Origin of the sequence: Streptomyces sp. NRRL F-5727, from assembly GCF_000719555.1 — a bacterium.
In the GTDB taxonomy this organism is placed as follows: domain Bacteria; phylum Actinomycetota; class Actinomycetes; order Streptomycetales; family Streptomycetaceae; genus Streptomyces.
This window is the reverse complement of sequence record NZ_JOGX01000029.1, coordinates 1-20219: the sequence shown is the minus strand read 5'-3', so window position 1 is coordinate 20219 and position 20219 is coordinate 1. Positions and strand designations below refer to the sequence as shown.

Here is a 20219-nt window from a genome sequence, read left to right as displayed (position 1 = left end):
GACTGCTCTGCAAATTCCAACCGCAAATCTAAGGTTAAAACTGATAGGGTCCTCCCGGAGGTGAAGCGTGAAGAGGGATCCGAAGGAGGAGGCCCTGTTCAGGGCTGTGGAGGAGCTGCTGGCCGGAGGGCCGCCGTTCCCGGAGCCTGCTGAACGGGCGCGGCTGCGTGAGGCGGCCGGTGTCACGCAGGCCGCGCTCGCGCGTGTTCTGGAGACGACTCCGCAGACGGTGAAGAACTGGGAGTCGGGACGTTCCGAGCCGCGTCCGCCCCGCCGGGGGCCCTATCTGGCGCTGCTGGAGGGCTGGGCGAAGAAGTACCCCACCTCCGCCGCTGCCCCCGTTTCCGTCAAGGAGCGGCCGGCCACGGCGACCCCCGCCCCTGCCGTCGAGGAGCGGCCGGCCACGGCGACCCCCGCCCCCGCGCCCGCTGCGGCCCGTGTGGTGGCGGCAGCTGGTCCAAGCTCCTCCCCGGCCCCTCCGCGGCCGAGCGTATCTCGCCCGGAATCGGCGCCGAAGCGTCCCGCTGCGCGCGCGGCCACCGGGCGTGGTCGTCCGGCTGCGGCTGCCCAGCGGTCCGCGGCGGTGGATCCGCGGTTCGTGAACGGGCCGCTCGCCGTCATCGACGCAGACGCGGCCGGGCAGGTGTCCACGTACTGCACCGGTGGTCTGGTCCTCGACGTCTCCGCCCGGACCCTGCCGGCTCTGGTGGAGTGGACGCTGACCGAGGCGCGCCTGGGCGCGCCGCGGCTGGATCCCTGGGGCCGCGACGCCGACCCTCTGCTTGCTCTGACTCCGACGGCGCTGGAGTTCTTCGGCCTGCCGGCCCGGCTGTCCGACGACGAGCGTGTGGCGGGCCGGCTGCCCGCCGACCACCCCGTCCTGGAGCAGCTGGCCGCGGCGGAGTGGCAGCTGACTCGGCGCGGGTTCGGCCCGTGGCGAGGATCTACCGCCCCGCCCAGGGCGGGCAGCGGTCCTGCGTCCAGCTGTGCATCCCCTCGTGGCAGGCGCTCGACGCCCGCTCCTGGGGCCACGCCGCCGACCTGCCGCCCGCGGAACTCGCGCGGACGCTGGGCCTGTACGCCTCCCGCGTCCTCACCCCGCGCGGCTCCACAGCCGTGACCGGCCTGGAGTTGATGACGGCGCTGCACCCGCCGACCCGCGCCTCCGCCCCGGACGCCGACGGCCGCCGCCACAGCGCCCACAACCCCGGCTCGCTCGGCAAGGAGCCGCTGGATCCGGCGCCGTGTGAGGCGGTCGATGGTCACCCGGTCCTCGCGCACCTGCCGCGTTTCCATGTCCGCGGCCCCGAAGAGCGCCTCTTCGAGGAGGCATACGACTGGGCACGGGAGCTGACGGACGAGGAGTGCCTGCAGCCGTGCCTGGTGGGCATCGACGTCAACATGGCCTTCGCCGCCGCCGCGAACGGCCTGCCCGTCGGCCTGGCCACCCCGCCCGTCCATGTCACCGCCCCCGTTTTCGACCCGGCGGTGCCCGGCTCGTGGCTGGTCGACCTCTCCCACGTCGACCTCTCCCGCGTCATGGTCGGCAAGAAGTGGGCCGACCTGCGCGGCGACCTGCTCCCGAGCCCGTTCACCCCCACCGGCGAGACCCCCACTGGACCGGCGTGGTACTCGACCCCGACCGTCGCCTACGCCGTCGAACTCGGCTACCAGGTCCAGCCACTGGAGGCGTGGCTCCGCCCGGACGCCGGCCGTTACCTGGACGGCTGGTACCAGCGCCTGCGGGACGCCTACATCGCCACCATGGGCGACCTCGGCGTCCCCGAGAAGACGACACCGGACCAGTTCCTGGCCGCGATGGACGGTTACAAGACCCGCGACCCCGAAGCCGCGATCGTGCTCGGGGCGATCAAGAACACGGTCAAGGGCGGGATCGGCAAGCTCCAGGAGAAGGCCCGCGGCGGAGGCTGGCGCCCGGGCCAGCCCTGGCCCGCGCTCGCCCGCCCGACCTGGCGCCCCGACATCCGCGCCGCCGTCATCTCCCGCGCCCGGATCGGCATGCACCGCAAGATGGTCGCCCTCGCCGCCGCGACCGGCGCCTACCCGGTCGCGGTCCTGTCCGACTGCGCGGTGTACGCCGCCACCGGCCCGTCCCCGCTCGACGTCCTGCCCTACACGCCCGACGGCAAGACCATCCCCGGCTCGTTCCGGATCGGGGTGTCCCCGGGCATGGTCAAGCACGAGGGGACGCAGACGCCGATGTGGGCGGAGCAGCTGCGCGAGCAGACCCAGGCGCCGCTGCTGAACCTGGCCCGCTACATCAAGTCCGGCCACGTCGCCGGCCCGGACTCGGGGGAGTAGCCCCATGGTGAACAGGTCGGTCGGCGAGGCCCTGGACCAGATGCTCCAGAAGGCGTTCACCCGCAAGCCCCCACAGTCCGCCGGCACCCAGATGCGCTTCCTCGTCAAGCAGCTCAAAGGCACCAAGGCCGTCGCCCAGCTCCTCGGCATCTCCCAGCGCACCGTCGAGCGGTACGTGAAAGACCAGATCAAAAAGCCCCGCCCCGACCTCGCCGGGCGCATGGCCGCCGAGGTCCGCAAACGGTGGCAGCCGAAGGTGCGCGAGCGGGTGAAGCGGGCGGCCGCGACGAGCCAGGGCGTGATGATCGACGTCCGCGCCCAGCTCGGCTACGCGGCCGCGGCCGGCACGACCGACGAGGCCCGCGAACGCCACCTCACCCTCGCCCTGCCTCCGCACCACGCAGGCCGCCTGTTCGATGCCCAGGAGCGCGGCGGCGAGCGGCAGATGCGGCAGGCGGTCGCCGACGCGCTCAAGGACGTGTACTTCCAGCAGCGCGGTACCCGGGCGGCGAGCCTGGAGGAAGTACGCATGCTCGGCGTCGAGCACATCGAGTTCGACCTGTGACCGCCCCCGAGGACGAGCAGGCTGGAGAGCACCGGCCGGGCGGTGGAGGGCTGGGCGATGACGAGACCGGCACGCGGCGGGCGTGCGAGTGGGGGTAGCACCGAGAGGAGCGTCTTGTGGCCGCCGCCGCGTACCGCGAGCAGACCCAGCAGGAGCGCCCGGCCGTGGCCGTCCAGCAGTGCCTGCCCCCCCGCACAGGCCACCCTGGCTTTGTTCACGAGTTTCGGCTCTGGCGCAACTTCCGTGAAGTCGTACCAGTCCTCCGTGCCTGAGGCTGTCAGCGGTGGTGAACCGCCAGATCATCAGCTCTCCCAGGGGCGATGTGAGCTCGGCCGGCGGGGGTTTCACGGGAGTTGAGCCAGAACCTTACGACGTGAACAAAGCCACGGAGCCGAATGTTTCCTTTCCGAAGGATGTGGAGGGGTGGGCAAGCCGGTGTTGTGAGTGGATCAGAATGTGGTGATGCCGTTCCAGCCCCAGCCGATTTTCACGCGGGTTTTCAGGGTGCCTTTTCCGTCGCCGTCGTAGCGCCACAGAGTGCCGGCGGGGTCGGTGGCGAGGACGTCGGGTATGCCGTCGCCCGTGAGGTCGCCCGCACCAGTCAGGTGGAGGGTCTTCCAGCCCTGGCCGATCTTGGATCGGCTGCCCCGTTCGTAGCGGTAGAGGTCCCCGGTGGGGGTCTGGCCGAGGTAGTTCTGGTAGCCGCCCGCGGTGACTGCGCCGATGCCTGTGAGGCGGTAGCCGGTGTAGCCGTGTCCGGTCTTCTGGCGGGTCTGGAGGCCGCCGCGGCTGTCGCCCGCGTATTGCCAGAGAGTGCCCGTGGGGTCGGTGGCCAGGACGTCCGGGAAGCCGTCGCCGGTCAGATCTCCTACTGCGGTGAGTTTGAGGTCTTTCCAGCCGGTGCCGATCTTCACCTTCGTCGCGAAGCGGCCGTCTGCTGTTCCGTCGAGGCGCCAGAGGTTGCCGGTGGTGTCCTGGGCGAGCGCGTCGGGGCGGCCGTCGGCGTTGAGGTCGCCGGCGGCGGTGAGGCGGTAGCCCTTCCAGCCCCAGCCGATCTTCACGCGGGGCTTCAGGCCGCCCGTTCCGTTGCCGTCGTAGCGCCACAGTACGCCGGCGTGGTCCAGGGCAAGGACGTCCGCGCGGCCGTCGCCGCTGTAGTCGCGGCGGAAGGTGCCGTGGGGGTTCCATCCGCGGGGGATGACCCACGAGAGATCGGAGGCGCTGGTGTCGGGGGCCGAGAGAATCTTGGGGGTGCTGCCGGGAGCGGTCGCGCTGCTGACGGTTGCCTGCTGGTCCGTGCCGCCGGAGATGTACGCGACCTGGGAGCCGTCCGGGGACCACTCAGGGAACATGACGTTCCTTGCCTTGGACAGGGAGTACTCGCTGCCACTGCTCAGGACGCGGGCGCGGACGTCGTACGCGCTGTCGACATAAGCAGAGAAGGTGATCCGCTCACCGTTCGGTGAGAACGTGGGGTGCAGGCCGTAGGTGACGGGTTTCGGGGCGCCGCCCACACGCGGGTCCCAGATGTGGATCGAGCTGCCGCGCAGGAAGGTTATGCGACCGTCCCAGGCCACGTCGACCTGGGTGTCCCAGGTCTGTTCGGGGGAGGCGAAGACGTAACCGAGGCCGCTGCCGTCGAGGTTGACCCGCATGATGTGCAGGCGGTCGTGGCCCGGCTTGGCCCGGAAGCTCAGGTAGAGCTGCTTGCCGTCGGGTGTCCAGTCGAGGCCGGTGAGCCAGCCGTCGGGCTCGTCGATGTCCATGCGGACGGGGCGTGCGTTGAGGCCGTTGGCGTCGGCGACCCAGATGTCGGCGAAGCCGTCGTTGTTGATGAAGGCCATGCGCAGGCCGTCGGGGGAGTAGGTCACGCTGCTGATCTCGGCCTTGGTCAGGCCGGGGCCGGTGGGCAGGAGGGTACGGCGGTCGGTGCCGTCGGCGTTGACCGTGACGACGGTGCTGTGACGGATGCCGTCGATGTCCCTGTACTCGGTGAAGACCACGCGGGGTTTCGGTACAACCCCGGCGGCCTGAGCCGGTGCCGCCGTGACCGCGGTGAGCGCGGCGGAGGAGGCGAGGACGGACAGGGCGGCCCCGAGAACGCGACGGCGCCCTCGGGTGCGGATGGAACGGGTCAAGTGATCCCCCAGGACGAACGGATGTGTCGGACGCGGTCGGTGACGTTGCCCGGGAGTGAGACGGTCCGCTCCGTCGAAGGGTTGTACGCCGTCAGGCGCCGGCCCGAGGGGTAACGCCGCCTCACACGTGCCCGGCGGCGGGTTCAGCCTCTGGAGGATGAGTGGACCCGCCGCAGCGGGCTGATCCTCATCACCTTGCCGCACGCAGGACAGTCATGTTCGTCGACGGAGTCCATCGCGACCGGGTGACCACAGAAGTCGCACGGCAGCATGCCCTCGCCCGCCGCTTCCCGAGCAGACACGCATCACTCATGACAGGACTACTGCCACCCGACCACCGACATAGGGGTACCCCCGGGGGGGCGAACGACGGATTCGTTTTCGTCGCCTTGCAGAAGGAGAGGTAAAGAGTCGTGCAGGTCTAGCGGGTTTCGGTACGGGCGGCGTTCCAGCCCACCAGGTCCGTCGACCGGTCTGTGATGATTCCGTCCACGCCCAGGTCGGTGAGTGCCTGCCAGCGGGCCGGGTCGTTCACGGTCCAGACATTCACCGATATCCCTGCGTCGTGCAGTTCGGCAACTACCTCAGGCCGCGTCGCCAGAGATTTGTCAGAAATGTTGTAGGCAGTTACTCCAAGCTCCCTGGCCACTGCCACGGGGTCCGCGTCAAGCTTGTCCCGCAGCAGGCCCCTGGGCACTTGAGGTGCCAGGGCAGCGACCTGCTTGAGCGATTCCGGGAAGAAACTCTGCACGAGGACCCGATCCATCATCTGCTGCTCTTGGACGGTCTGCATGATGCGCTCGATGTCGGCCTTCCCGCGGGTTCCGGTGATGTCCAGCAAGAGCCGTCCGCCTCGTTCTCGCAGGTCGGCGAGCTGAGCGGCGAGGGTGGGGATCCTAATCCCGGCATAGGCCGGAGCGAACCACGAGCCGGCGTCCAGGGCGTCGATCTGTGCCGAGGTCAGCTTCCCCACGTGGCCGGTGCCGTCGGTGGTCCGGTCCACTGTGGCGTCGTGGAGCACGTAGGGGACACCGTCCCGGCTGGGCCGGACATCGTTCTCGATCCAGTCGACTCCGGCTCGGCGGGCCACTTCACCGGATATCAGGGTGTTCTCCGGAGCGACCGATGAGGCACCTCGGTGGGCGATCACATCCGGCACCGCCGGGGTGGAAGCGGCAGCGGGTGCCGAGTCCCGGTCGGTCACCAAGCAGGATGCGGTCAATGCAGCGGTCAGGAAGGCGGCCGATGTGGCTGCGATGCGCCGCCGCCGAAGTCTCACAGGAGTCACGGTGGCGGACATTAACACGCGGGCCGGACAGTCAGGCCTTCCGTGTCCAGCCTTCTTCACGCGGCAGACCGCGCCGCTCTTCACGGCAAGCCCCTCTTCTGCTTGCGGAGGCTTGGGGTTGCTCATGTGCGGGCGCCGACCGAAGCGGTCGCATCCGCGCACTGATAGGTGGCGGCCTTGCAGCAGGCAGGGTGGGTTGGGCCGGGTCTGACGCCTTATGAGTGGTGCTTTCTGGTGGGGCTGCCGGTTGCACAGCACGGACGGGAATGCCTTCTATCGATGTATTGATCTAATTGAGAAGAACATCACGATTCGGAATTTTAGGTGCATTATGGGCGGTTTATCCCTCTCGTCCAATAAGTGGAATACCTCGCTCCCCTTCGCTTGTCATGTGATCAGCAAGCGTGTTTGATGTGAGCGTTCATGAATGTTTGATGAATGTTGGGGGCTAGACGGATGCCGGGGCTGGGGGGCTTCGTGATAAAGAGTCGGGTTTGTTGCAGCTTTCCTGCCGGGGGAGTAGCGCGGCGACGACTGAGGATTGGCGAGTAGAGGACTGGGGCGTCCCTCTCGGGCATGCAGGGTATCGGCTCTTTTCCTGCTTCCGGGACGGTTGGTTCGACCAGGGTTCCCTGCAGGCGTCCCGTCGCATCTGGCTTTCCTGAAGACCGTCTCACTGTAAGAGACGCCGACAGCGGCCGTTGCGTTCCGTGCGTCCACAAGGCTGCCTTGTCCACCCCGCGCCTTTCCCTCTCTATGTCCGCCTTGTGCGGGCATTTCGTGCTGCATCCAGCCGCCTTGCCGAGAACTGCCCTTCTACGGATGGCCTCTGTCCGCCAGGCATCCTTCCGGGCGCCCCCGCGCCCGTATCCGCAATGACACACAGCTAGGAAGAGTATGAGAGTGAGATTCGGAGAGGCGCCACCTCTCTCTGGGCGATCGCGGAACCTGGGCCGGGGGCAGCGCCGCTGGGCTGCCCCCGCGATTGCCCTGCTTGTCGCGGCCGCCGGCCTTGGTGCGGGGGCTTCCCCCGCTGCTGCTGCCGTCGCGTGTCCGTCCGGGGTGGAGAGCGACTTCAACGGAGACGGCATCCGAGACCTCGTCGTCGCCGATCCGGAGGCGCCCGTCGGCAGTCAGGCAGACGCGGGCGAGATCACCGTCGTCTACGGCGGCGGCAAAGGCTCCCTGCGCATCAACCAGGACTCCCCTGGCATACCGGGAGCCGCCGAGCAGGGCGACCAGTTCGGATATGAGCTCGCCGTCTACGACGAGAACCAGGACGGCTGCAGCGATGTCGCGGTCGGCCTTCCGTATGAGGACATCGACATCAGAGACACGGCCGGGAACCTCACCGGCGTCGCCTCGGACGCGGGCATGATCCAGATCATCCACGGCTCCACAGCCGGCCTCGGAGCCGGTGACGGCGTCACCGAGTACTGGCAGGGCGAAGGCCGCCCCCTCGGCGGCGCAGCCGAGGCCGGCGACTACGTCGGCTACGCCTTGGCCGCCGGCGAGACGGCAGCGGGCGTCCCCTTCCTCGTCGCCGGGTTCCCCGGCGAAGCCATCGGAACGGACCAGGACGCCGGTGGAGCCGCCTACATCCACGGCATCAACCGGGCGGTGGCCGCCTTCAACCAGGACACCACGGCAGGCGGAGACGTGCCGGGCGGCACGGAGCAGGACGACCAGTTCGGCGCGTCCGTCGCGGCGTCCCCCAACCATTTCGCCGTCGGCATGCCCGGCGAGGCCCTGGGGTCCTACACCTTCGCCGGCGCTGCCGCGGTCTTCAGCCACACGCTGGTCAACGGCCAGCCCAAGCCGCTGTTCGGCATGGGCCAGGACCAGGACAACGTCTCGGAGTACGAGGAGACCGGTGACAACTTCGCCACCGGTCTAGCCATGGCCCCCTACCGGCCCAGCGGCGCGAGCTCGACCAACGAGTCTCTCCTCGCCGTCGGTATCCCGGGTGAGGACAACGGCGGCGTGAGAGATACCGGAGCCGTGCAGATCTTCCGGATCACGGCAGCCGGAACGTTCACCGAACTGAACTGGATCTCCCAGATGACGCCGGAGGTGACGGGCACCGACGAGGCCGGTGACCGCTTCGGCCACGAGCTGGCCGCGATCAACACCTCGCCGAGCACGGTGTCGACCGGCTCGACCGTCCGCCTCGCTATTGGTGTTCCTGGTGAGGACTCCGGCTCGGGAGCTACCGACGCAGGCGCCGTCAGCATCGTTCCCATGGTCGGCGCACCCGGCGCATCGGACAGCTGGCTCGCACCCGGACCTGACACCCCGATCGCCGACCAGGAAGACCGCTACATGGGGCAGAGCCTCGCCGCCGTCCCCAGCCACCTCCACGTCGGAATCGCCTACGGTCCCGTCGCCTTCCGTGGCATCGAGAAGTACACCTGGAACACGCCTGCCGGCGGAGCCCCTGCGGATCGCCTCCTGCCTGGCACCAACGGCCTGGCCGCCAACGGCAAGGCGCTGGGGGCCAAGATCCGATGAAGACCACAACGAACCCGTCCCCCCGAAGCGGCGGGGAAACAGGCCGAGTGCCGCGGAGCCGCGTAATGACAGGAAGACGCAAGGGCGCCGGGCTGCTGGCAGCAGCCCTGTCGAGCACCGTCCTGGCTGGAGCGCTCATCGGCGTGGCCCCCGCAGGCGCAGCGCCCTGGACCTCCGCAGCCGAGACCCCCCCGCCCACCACGTCCGCACCGAGCGGCAGCGAGGCGCTGAAGAAGGCGAAGGAGACCGGCGAAGCAGTCGAGATCACGTCCCAAAGGGCCGAACGCCGACAGGTCTTCGCCAACCCCGACGGCACCTTCACCGCACGCGAGTACGCCCAACCGCTCTACGCGGCCAAGGACGGCAAATGGGTCGACGTGGACACCACACTGATCCGCAACGAGGCCGGACAATGGACCCCCGAGGCGGCCACGATCGGCCTGGCCTTCTCCAACGGCGAAGCTGGCGAACCGTTCGTCACCATGGAACGTGCTGGCCGCAAGCTCTCCCTCACCTGGCCCTACGGCCGGCTGCCCGCCCCCCACGTCCAGGGCGACAGCCTCACCTACCCCGATGCCATCCGAGGCGTCGACCTGGTGGTCCGTGCCGAATCCGACGGCTTCGCCCACCTGCTGGTGGTCAAAACTCGCGAGGCTGCCGCAGACCCGCGGCTGGACCGCATCGAACTCGGCATGAAGACCGACGGGCTCAAGGTGGCAAAGACCCCCTCGGGCGCTCTCGTCGCCAAGGACCCAGGCGCGGGCGGAACCGTCTTCGAAGCTGGCGCCCCGTCCATGTGGGACTCCGCCTCCGTTGTCGAACAGCAGGCCAAGCCCCAGGGCAAGGCCGCTGTCGCCAAGGCGCTCGCCACAGCCGAAACCGCGAAGAAGACACCCTTCGAAGGCCCGCTCGGCGGCGGCAAGGAAACCGAACTGACCGTCGACGTCGAGCAGGATCAGCTCACCCTGACGCCCGACCAGAAGATGCTCGACGGAGACAAGACCGTCTTCCCCGTCGTCATCGACCCCATCCCCCGCACCACCAGCCGCTCCCTGTGGACCGGCGTGATGAGCGGATTTCCCGACGAGCAGGACTGGCAGTACTCCGGCCACGCCGGAGTCGGCCGCTGCCCCACCGACTACAACCCCGTTTCCTGCAACGGAGTCGGCGTCCGCCGCCTCATGTTCACGATGCCGGTCTCCTTCTACAAGGGCAAGCAGATCCTGGGCGCCACCTTCTCCGCAGAGGTCGCCCACATCTACAGCGCCACGCCCACCCCGGAACCGATCCACCTGTACCGCGTCGGCGGCAAAAACCGCATGCTGACCTCGACGGACGACTGGAACAGCACCAAGGACGAGTGGTCCGACCACCTCCAGACGGTGAACCAGGCCATATCGCCCACCAGCTGCTCAAGCGCAGCCACTTCGGCCAACCTCCACTTCGAAGGAGGCGCCAGCGGCGAACTGACCACCGAGATCAGGACCGCTGCCGACCAGGACTGGGACCAGATCACCTTCGGCCTCAAGGCCGCCGACGAGACCCGCTTTCAAGAATGGAAGCGCATCTGCGGCAACGCCTTCCTGTCCGTCAACTACAACACCCTGCCCAGGCAGATACCGATCAGCAAGATGTCGTCCAACCCGGGCGGCGCATGCAAGTGGGGAGCCGCACGCCCCTACCTCGAAGAGCGCCCGAAGCTGCGTGTTTATGCCACAGACCCGGATCACACCAGCGCACGCACCGACAAGGTGAAGGTGCGGTTCCGAGTCCACTGGAAGCCCGCCGGATCCACCACCGAGACGTACTACGAGTACGACACCCCGTACGCTGCCCCCACCAGCGAAACACCCTTCGAGCACACCGTGAAGTCCTCCGTTCCCGAGAACACCGTCGTCTCATGGAACGTCAAGGCATGGGACGGGGACGGCTGGGGACCGTGGAGCACAGACGGCGAGGGGACAGAGCGATGTGAATTCATCTACGACTCCACCCATCCGCCTGCGCCGAAAGTCTCATCACCTGAGTACCCCGAGCTCAGCCCGAAGCACTCGATCTGGTGGGACGGCGTCGGCAATACGGGCACCTTCCGCTTCGGCCCCGGCCGATGGACCAGCGTCGGGACCTACAGCGATGTCGTCAGCTACCGCTACGCCTTCGACAGCGACGCAACTCCCACCAGCACTATCGCCACCACCGCTTCAGACAAATCGGCCACCGTGCAATGGACTCCCACTACCGCCGGCCGACACTGGGTGGAGGTCATGGCGGTCGATAGAGCCGGCAATCCCAGTGCTGTAAGTCGCTACGACTTCCTCGTCAACGACGGCCGTCCGGTGGTCGGCCAGTGGAACCTGGCAGAGAAAGCGGGAAGCACCGAAGCCCACGACGAGACCACGAAGCACCCCGCTGATCCAGGCCCCGGCGTGTCATTCCAAAAGGAGGGACCCGGCGGACCGATCGACTTCGCCGCCAACTTCGACGGCACCTCCGGTGCCTACCTCGACACCGCAGAAACCGTCCTGAACACCGCCCGAAGCTTCACCGTCAGCGCATGGGTACGTCCCACCGCGTTGGACAAGAACATGACCGTCATCAGCCAGGACGGCACCGGCGAACCTGGTTTCGTCCTCGGCTATGACGCCACCACAAAGAAGTGGTTCTTCTCCTCGGCCGGCTCTGACGTCGACTCGCTCGGCGAATGGAAGGCCACGGCAGCCAGCGTCACACCGATCAAGGACCAGTGGGTCTTGCTGACCGGCGTTTATGACGCCACCACCGTCAGCACCCCGGAGCTGCGGCTCTACGTCAACAAGGACCTCAAGGCGACTGCCGTCCGCCGCTCGGTCTGGCAGTCCTACGGTGACCTGCAGATCGGCCGGACCATCGCCAAGAGCGGCTACCGTGACTTCTTCAACGGGGACATGGCAGAAGTCCGGGTTTTCGACCGCATCCTCCCGGCCGCACAGGTCGCAGAACTGATGACGGTCAGGCCCGTACGCAAGGGCTACTGGCAGCTGAACACCACCAGCCCCGACAGCATCACCTCGCCGGAGTTCGCGGGTGGCCAGCCACTCACCCTCGCCGGCGGCGCGCTGATCGAACAGCCGAATACAGAAATGGGCGGGGGCCTCGTCGGTACCGGCCACCTGAAGCTGAACGGAGCCGGCGCCTACGCATCGACCGCGACCGCACCGATCACCGGCGCGGGGAGCTTCACCATCACGGCCCGCGTCCGGCTTGCCGCACTGAGCACGGCGCCCCAGACGGTGCTGTCGCTTCCCGGTAACAACGCCAACCGGATCAAGGTCCTGTACAAGCCAGGCCCCGATGGGATCGCCGATGCCCGCTGGACGGTGGTGGTGGCGGAGAAGGACGACGCAGTCGCACCGGCTGAGAGGAGTCTGGCCGATGGCGTGCGCCTTCCGGACACGGATGGCCTGGGGCAGCATCTCGCCGTGGTCTACGACGCCGTAGCCAACGAGATCCGTCTCTACGTCGATGGCCAGCTCGACGCCTCCAGGGCCGTACGCAGGGACACCACCCTGTGGGCCGCCACCCGAGGACTCCAGGTCGGTAGGTCCCTTGTGGGCGCACCCGAGTACTTCTCCGGCCTCATCGATGAGGTCCGGGTCTACAACGGCGCAGCCGACCTCACCGGCGTCATGCAGTTGAACCAGACCGGCGAGTTCGGCGAGCACGGCGAGTGGTAGTCGCCCGCCGGAGTACAGGCAGCAGCCAGACCCACACGTGACGGTGCGGGAGGGGCAACATGCCCCTCCCGCCCTCCTTCACGCCCATACCCACGAGAAGTGGAGCACCGATGCGTTTCCAAGGCCGTTTGTTGAACCGCCGAATACCAAGAAGCGCTCTGCGCGGCACAGCAGTGAGTCTTGTTCTGCTGCTGTCCGCCACCTCGATCCAGCAAGTGTCCTTTGCAGCAGATCAGCGCACCAAGCGCCCTGACGTCCAGGATATGGGCGACCCCGTGGTCGGCAAGGACGCCCCGGCAAGCAAGCGACCCAACCCACCCGGCCGCACGCCGACGGTCACCAAACTCGACCCCGCGACCTGGCCGACCCAGGCACACGCGGAAGTGAACGTCGCCGCCGCCGGCGAGAAGCAGTCCGCGGCCAAGGCTGGCGCCCTGCCGATCTCTGCACAAGCACCTCAGCACTCGGCAGCGATCGGTGCTTCCCGCCTCACCGTGCCGCACGAGATTCCCGAAAAGATCGGGGTCGACGTTCTCGACCCCAAGCGAGCCGCAGCCCTGGGTGCTGCAGCCGTGTTCGGAGTGGAACGGTCCGACGGCGGCGCCAAACCCGCCAAGGTCCGCCTCAACGTCGACTACTCCACCTTCAGCGAAGGCTTTGGCGGCTCCTACGGCTCCCGCCTCAACCTCATACAACTTCCTGCCTGCGCCGCCGTCGCGACACCCGGCAGTGAGAAGTGCCCTGAACAGCCCAAGATCCTGCCCACCCGCAACGACACCACCACCAACGTCCTGTCGGCCGATGTCACCGTGGCCCCGGACTCCTCCGGCATGTCCACGATGAATACCGGTGATGTCTCCCTGATCGCGGTGGCGGCCGGCCCGTCGTCCGCCCAGGGCGACTACAAGGCCACCCCGCTCGCACCCTCGGCCAGCTGGACCGTGTCGGCCTCCTCCGGCGGGTTCTCATGGAACTACCCCCTGCGCACGGTGCCCACCCCGGGCGGCCTGACCCCGAGCCTGGGACTGAGCTACACCTCGCAGTCGGCCGACGGCCGCACCTCCGCAACCAACAACCAGGGCTCCTGGATCGGTGAGGGCTTCAGCTACGAGCCCGGATACATCGAACGCCGCTACAAGCCCTGCGCCCAGGACGGCCACACCGGCTCTGGAGAGCAGTGCTGGGCCTACGACAACGCCACCGTCATGCTGGAGGGCCAGTCCAGCCAGCTCGTCAAGGACACCACCACCAAGAAGTGGCACCTGTCCAATGACAGCGGCGCCACGGTCGACAAGCTTGTCAACACCGAGAACGCCGACGATAACAACGAATACTGGCGCATCATCACGTCTAATGGCACGGAGTACTACTTCGGCCTGAACCACCTGCCCGGCTGGCAGACAGGCAACGAAGAGACCAGGTCGGTCTGGACCGCCCCCGTCTTCGGCGACGACTCCGGCGAACCCTGCTACAACACCACCTTCGCCAACGCCCACTGCAACCAGGCATGGCGCTGGAGCCTCGACTACGTCAAGGACACCCACGGCAACGTGATGTCCTACTTCTACCAGCCAGAGACGAACTACTACGCCCTCAACGGCAAAACGGACGTCAACGGCACCGCCTACCACCGCGGCGGCTTCCTCAAGCGCATCGACTACGGTCAGCGCGACGGCCAGGTCTACGCCGGCAAAGCCCCCGCACGCGTCACCTTCATCCTCCCCGAGCGCTGCCTTCCGGACACCCAGTTCGACTGCCACGAATCCAAGCGCTCCACGGCCAACGCCGCCTACTGGCCCGACACGCCAGTGGACCAGGAGTGCAAGGCCAACACCCCCTGCACCGTTGGCCAGACGTTCTGGACCAGCAAGCGTGTCGGCACCATCAACACTCAGATGCTCAAGGACGCCACGACCTACCAGGACGTGGACCGCTGGAACCTGACCCACACCTTCACCGACAACGGCGACACCTCGAAAGCCCTGTGGCTGTCCAAGATCCAGCACGAGGGCAGGGCAGGCACAGCCGTCCAGCTCCCCGAGGTCGAGCTCTTCAGCGAACAGTTCCGCAACCGGGTAGACGCGGTCGGCGACAACACTGCGGCCTTCTATCGTCCCCGCCTCGCCATGGTCCTGAGCGACACCGGAGCACAGCTCGACGTCAACTACGCCGCCCCTGAGTGCGACGCGAGCGCTCTGCCCACCCCCGGCGCCTCAACCAAGCGCTGCTATCCCGTCGTGTGGGCACCGCCCGGCAAGATCGAACCGGAGACCGACTGGTTCCACAAGTACGTCGTCGCCGAGATCATCCAGACCGACCGCACCGGCGGCAGCGACAGCCTGGTCACCCGCTACAACTACGACAACGGCAAAGGCGCCTGGCGCAAGAGCAAGCCGGACGGCATAACCGACACCAAGTTCCTGACCTGGAGCAACTGGCAGGGCTACGACAAGGTCACCGTCACCAGCGGCACCGCCGACCGACAGACCACCCGCGTCGACTACCACTACCTGCAGGGAATGGATGGCGACACCGACTCCACCGGCGGAACACGCAGCATCGAAGTCAGCGACTCCAAGAACACCACGTACACCGACGCCGAGGAATTCGCCGGCCACGAACTAGAGTCATTCACCTACGACGGTTCCAAGCTCGTCTCCCACACGATCAGCGAGCCGTGGAAGCACGTCACGGCGACCTTCTCACCCACCTGGGGCAAGACCTACGCCGCGATCGTCAAACCCCGCACCACACGCGCCTTCTCACTCCTGTCGAACGACACCTGGCGCGAGACGAAAACCGTCCCCACCTTCGACACCGCAACACGAACAGGCCGCACCACCCAGATCGACGGCCTCGGTGACGTTTCCACCACCGCGGACGACACCTGCACCCGGCTCTGGTACGCAGACAACCTTGACGAGAACATCCTCTCCCTGCCCAGCCGCAGCGAGGTCGTCACCGTCAACTGCGCCACCACCCCCGATCGCAAGACCCAGGTCCTCACCGACGAGCGCACCTTCTACGACGCAGGCGTCTTCGACGCCGCACCCACCAAGGGCGACGTCACCCAGACCCAGCGACTGACCGCCCACGACGGAACCACCGCCACCTACCAGACCACCGGCACCAGCGGCTACGACGCCTACGGGCGCATCCTGTGGCAGAAGGACGCCAAACTCAACGAGACCAAGACCGCCTACACCCAGGTCAACGGCCTCGCAACCCAAGCCACAGTCACCAACGCCCTCGGCCACATCACCACCACCGACTACGCCCCCGCGTGGGGACAGCCCACCGGACAGACCGACCCCAACAGCAAGCGCACCGACCTGGCCCGTGACGCCCTCGGCCGTATCACTTCGGTCTGGCTGCCCGACCGGTTGAAGATCCAGGCCCCGTCGTCACCGAGCATCAAGTACACCTACAACCAGCGAAAGGACAAACCCACCTGGATCCGCACCGAAAAGCTCAAGAACGACGGCACCTACGGCTCTGAGTACGAGCTCTACGACAGCCTCCTGCGCGGACGTCAGATCCAGACCCAGGGGGTCGACGGCACCCGACTCGTCGCCGACACCTGGTACAACGGCACCGGCAAGGTCAAGAAGACCAACGCCACCTACAGCGCAGCCGGCGCGCCCTCCGGTGAACTCCACGAACTGACCACCGGAGCCAACGGAGCCGTCGGAGCCCAGAACCGCTTCGAGTACGACGGACTCGGCCGGATCACCGCCGAGATCTTCGACATCTCCGGCGACGAACAGTGGCGCACCACCACCACCTACGACGGTGAGAAGACCACGGTCGACCCGCCGACCGGCGGCAGGGCGACCACGACGGTGACAAACGCCGAGGGACGCACCACCAGCCTGCTCCACTACCAGGGCGACCGGCCCGACCCCGCTCTCGGCACCCCGGACGAGACGAAGTACACCTACACCCGCAACGGCCAGCTCGAAACCGTCACCGACGCCCAGGGCAACGTCTGGCGCTACGAGTACGACCAGCTCGGCCGCAAGACTAAGGCCGTCGACCCCGACGCCGGAACCTCACGCACCGAGTACGACGAACTCGACCGCCCGGTTGCCAGCTACGACGCCCGTAACAAGAAGGTCTCCACCCAGTACGACAAGCTCTCCCGCCCCACCCTCACCTGGGAAGGAGACCCCACCACTGGAACCAAACTCACCGAAACCCTCTACGACACCTCCGGCCGACTCGGCATGGCCTACTCGACGCGGCGATACACCTCACCGACCGAGTACTTCGCCACCACCATCCAGGTCGTCGACTCCCTCTACCGCCCTCTGAGGACCGGATACACCATCCCCGCCTCCCAGGGCGCACTGGCCGGCCTCTACGTCTACGACAACACCTACAACACCGACGGAACGCTGCAGGGCACCTCCCTTCCCGCCGCAGGCGGCCTTCCCGCCGAGCCTCTCGTCACCTCCTACGACACGCTCCAGCGGCCCACCACCCTGACCGGCGCGACCAGCTACGTCACCAACACCATCTACTCCAGCAGAAGCCACGTGCAGCAGCTGGAACTCCACGACGGCAGCGGTAAGAAGGTCTGGAACACCTACCAGTACGAGAAGGGCACCGACCGCCTCACGCAGGCGTCCACCGACGTCTACCTCGCCTCATCCACGGCCAAGCAGTCCAACTACTCCTACGACCAGGCCGGCAACGTCCTCTCCATCTCGGACGTCTCCGGACCGGTGTCGAACGACGTCCAGTGCTTCCGCTACGACGGTCGGCAGAGCCTCACCCACGCATGGACCCCGGCCGCTGCAACCGACGCCGACGCCACAGGCAGCGGCACCGTAGGCACACGCGTGACCGTGACCGGCTCCATGCCCAAGGCATGTGAAGCGGCACCCGGCACCACACCCCTGGGCGGCCCGGCCCCCTACTGGAAGGAATACCGGGTCGACTCCATCGGGAACCGCACGTCCGAGACCATCCACGACATCTCCCTGGATGAGACGAAGGACATCACCCGCACCTACACCTACGGCACGGGCATCCAGGGCACTGACCCTCACCAGGTGACCCGCGTCCTGGAGAAGACTCCGACCGGCGACCGCCAGTCCACCTACGAATACGACGCCTCCGGCAACACCACCAAACGCGTCATCGCCGGCGACACCCAGAACATCACCTGGGATGCCACAGGCAAGCCCACCAGCGTCACCAGCGTCGCCGGCCAGACCACGTTCCTCTACGACGCCGAAGGCAACCGGATCGTCCGCAAGGACCCCTCCACCACCACCGTGTACCTGCCCGGCATGGAACTCTCCGTAACCAACGGCAGCTCCACCGTCAAGGGCACCCGCTACTACACCCACGCCGGCCAGACCATCGCCGTCCGCACCTCCGACGGCAAACTCTCCTTCCTGGCCTCCGACCACCACGGCACCAGCGACGTCGCCATCGACTCCACCACAGGAGCCGTCACCCAGCGCCGCTTCGACCCCTACGGCCTCAACCGCGGCACCCCCAGCGGCCCCTGGATCGGCGACAAGGGATTCGTCGGCGGAACCGCGGACGCCTCCACCGGCCTCACCCACCTCGGCGCACGCGAATACGACCCACAACTGGGCAAATTCATCTCCGTCGACCCCCTCATCGACCACACCCGACCCCAGCAGATCAACGGCTACGCATACGCGAGCAACAGCCCTGTCACACGCAGTGACCCATCCGGACTCTGGGACATTCTTTCCACACTTGTCTCAGGAGTTAAGAGAGCGGCTGCCGACGTCATCGATGCGGCGACACAAGGGCTGATTCCTGCCGAAGAAGAAAAGGATCCGGCGGTCGAGGAGGCTGAAGAGAGCAAGGAAGCAGCCGAGGGGCAGTACGACCGGGCCACACAGAAGATTCAGAAGGCCGCAGAAGAGGTAGCGACAATTGTCGCGGACGAGCTAGGGATCCCAGCCGCCCTGGACTGCCTCACCACCGGCAACCTTGCGTCGTGCGGCGAATCCGTTCTCAACATTGCCGGCAGCTTCGCCGGAGGAATCGCCGGAAAGGTCCTCGCCAAGTACGGCATGCCCTGGAACTGGGAAAAGGGCGCCGAACTGGCGATGCGAATCACCGGCCTCGTCGATGAAATCATCGAAGGCGCCTTCGAATGGATGGCTGCTTCGAAGGCCGTCACGAAGGCGGAAAAGGCTCTTGAGGCAGCCAAGGCCCGCGTAGCCAAAACGAAGTCTGGAAGCGGAAAGGATGGATGTCTCACCGAGAGTAACCATAGCTTCCTGCCGGGAACAAGCGTCCTCACTGAAGACGGCACTACCAAACCCATCGAGGAAGTGAAACCCGGAGACAGGCTCACCGTCACTGACCCCGAAGCAAACGAAACTTCCGTCCGTGTCGTAGCCGGAACCATCATCACCGAGGACGACAAGCACTTCGTCGACCTGAAGATCGCCACACGCGACACCGGGACAGAAGAACAACTGACCTCCACGACCACCCACCCCTTCTGGGTTGTCTCCGCCAACGCCTGGATCGAAGCCGGCGACCTCAAGCCAGGCATGACCCTGCGAACCTCCAAGGGAGGAACCGCCAAGGTCACAGGGGTCGCCCGCTACGATAAGCGCCAGCGTACGCATGACCTCACCCTGACCGACGTCCACACGTACTATGTGCTGGCGGGGGCCACGCCGGTACTCGTTCACAACTGCAATAATGCGGCGACTCATGACGTCGGGAACGTTGTCGATAATCTCGATGACAATGTCTACTTCCATTACACGAGCGAGGGAGGACACAGTGGGATTTTGGCCGATGATGGCAGTCTCAGGATTGGCGCCAACTCCGCCGGAAAGGTCCATGTGACCCAGGAAATTGGAAGCCCGGCAGAGATCGAGCAGAACATATTCATTGGTAACCCGATGTATGCAGGAAAGGCTGACTACATGTTCGCCTTCCGAATGCCTGAAGGTGTCGAGCTTGGGCCGGGATCTCAGCCAAATGAGCTGATTACGAGAGGCTCGTTGAAGATCCCGGCGGGGAACGTTCTCTTCCACGGAAGGAACCCCTTCTGATGTCAGAGCTGGTCGAGTTCGACAACTTTGCCCAGGTGGAGATGCTGCTCCGTGCCGGTATGGAGCTCAAATTTGAGCTCTCCGATGACACGGACGTGCTCAACGGGAGTCCGGTCTATGCGTCGGCGCTGAATCGTCTTCGCGAAAGTCTGATCTCGGGATTGCGTTCGAGCTCAACGCCAGGACGAGCGCAGAAACAGGCTGACTGGTATCGACTCTCGCAGCACCAGCATCGCTGGCGGATCATTGCACACAGAGCTGCTATGCATCCGCGTTGGCGAGACCTAACCGAGGCCGAAATACGGCACTGGGTCGAAACGCTCGCAGCGCCACTCACAGTGGATGATGGGGCGTTGGAAGCAATCAAGGCGGCAGTCGAAAAGATGCTTGATGGTGACTGACGAATATTCTCGCCAATAGCTCAGTAAAGGCCCCACCGGATCTATTTCCGGTGGGGCCTCTGGAGCGTCTGACGGCAGTAGTTGACGGCAACGTCAGCGAACAGGTGCGGCACAGAGGGGCGTCGGAGACATGAACAGCGACGGGCGTCCCGACCTCTACGCCCGCGAAGCCGCGACCGGCAAGCTCTGACTCTACCCGGGCAGGACCGGCTCTCTC

7 protein-coding genes and 1 pseudogene are annotated in these 20219 nt (G+C 66.6%); 6 read left to right on the top strand and 2 right to left on the bottom strand.

What is annotated here, in order from left to right; all coding sequences use genetic code 11:
* The first annotated feature begins 67 nt into the window (after positions 1-67).
* Both tap and tpg read left to right on the top strand, forming a co-directional pair.
* A pseudogene (gene tap, locus IF73_RS37800) lies at positions 68-2322 on the top strand (telomere-associated protein Tap).
* Between the two features lie 4 nt (positions 2323-2326).
* Positions 2327-2887, top strand: coding sequence for a telomere-protecting terminal protein Tpg (gene tpg, locus IF73_RS0120225; protein ID WP_031010014.1), 561 nt, complete (start codon positions 2327-2329; stop codon positions 2885-2887).
* A gap of 449 nt (positions 2888-3336) precedes the next feature.
* On the opposite strand, the gene IF73_RS0120215 is transcribed toward tpg, so the two are convergent.
* Both IF73_RS0120215 and IF73_RS0120205 read right to left on the bottom strand, forming a co-directional pair.
* Positions 3337-4890, bottom strand: coding sequence for a VCBS repeat-containing protein (locus IF73_RS0120215; RefSeq protein ID WP_031010012.1), 1554 nt, complete (start codon positions 4888-4890; stop codon positions 3337-3339).
* 556 nt (positions 4891-5446) lie between these two features.
* Positions 5447-6439: a glycerophosphodiester phosphodiesterase gene (locus IF73_RS0120205; protein ID WP_078868162.1), complete on the bottom strand. Its 993-nt coding sequence runs from the start codon at positions 6437-6439 to the stop codon at positions 5447-5449.
* Between the two features lie 777 nt (positions 6440-7216).
* Here IF73_RS0120205 and IF73_RS0120200 point away from each other — a divergent pair.
* The 4 genes from IF73_RS0120200 to IF73_RS41075 all read left to right on the top strand — a co-directional run bounded on the left by IF73_RS0120200 (position 7217) and on the right by IF73_RS41075 (position 20002).
* Positions 7217-8824, top strand: a complete 1608-nt coding sequence (locus tag IF73_RS0120200; RefSeq protein WP_234338286.1) for a VCBS repeat-containing protein — start codon at positions 7217-7219, stop codon at positions 8822-8824.
* Positions 8825-8889: 65 nt separating this feature from the next.
* A complete protein-coding gene (locus tag IF73_RS0120195) occupies positions 8890-12537 on the top strand; it encodes a LamG domain-containing protein (protein WP_031010005.1) in 3648 nt (1215 codons plus the stop codon).
* A gap of 173 nt (positions 12538-12710) precedes the next feature.
* A complete protein-coding gene (locus IF73_RS0120190) occupies positions 12711-19601 on the top strand; it encodes an RHS repeat-associated core domain-containing protein (RefSeq protein WP_158822067.1) in 6891 nt (2296 codons plus the stop codon).
* Entirely contained in the window at positions 19601-20002 is a 402-nt protein-coding gene (locus IF73_RS41075; protein ID WP_158822065.1) for a hypothetical protein, read from the top strand. Before IF73_RS0120190 ends, IF73_RS41075 begins: the two co-directional genes overlap by 1 nt.
* Positions 20003-20219 lie beyond the last annotated feature (217 nt).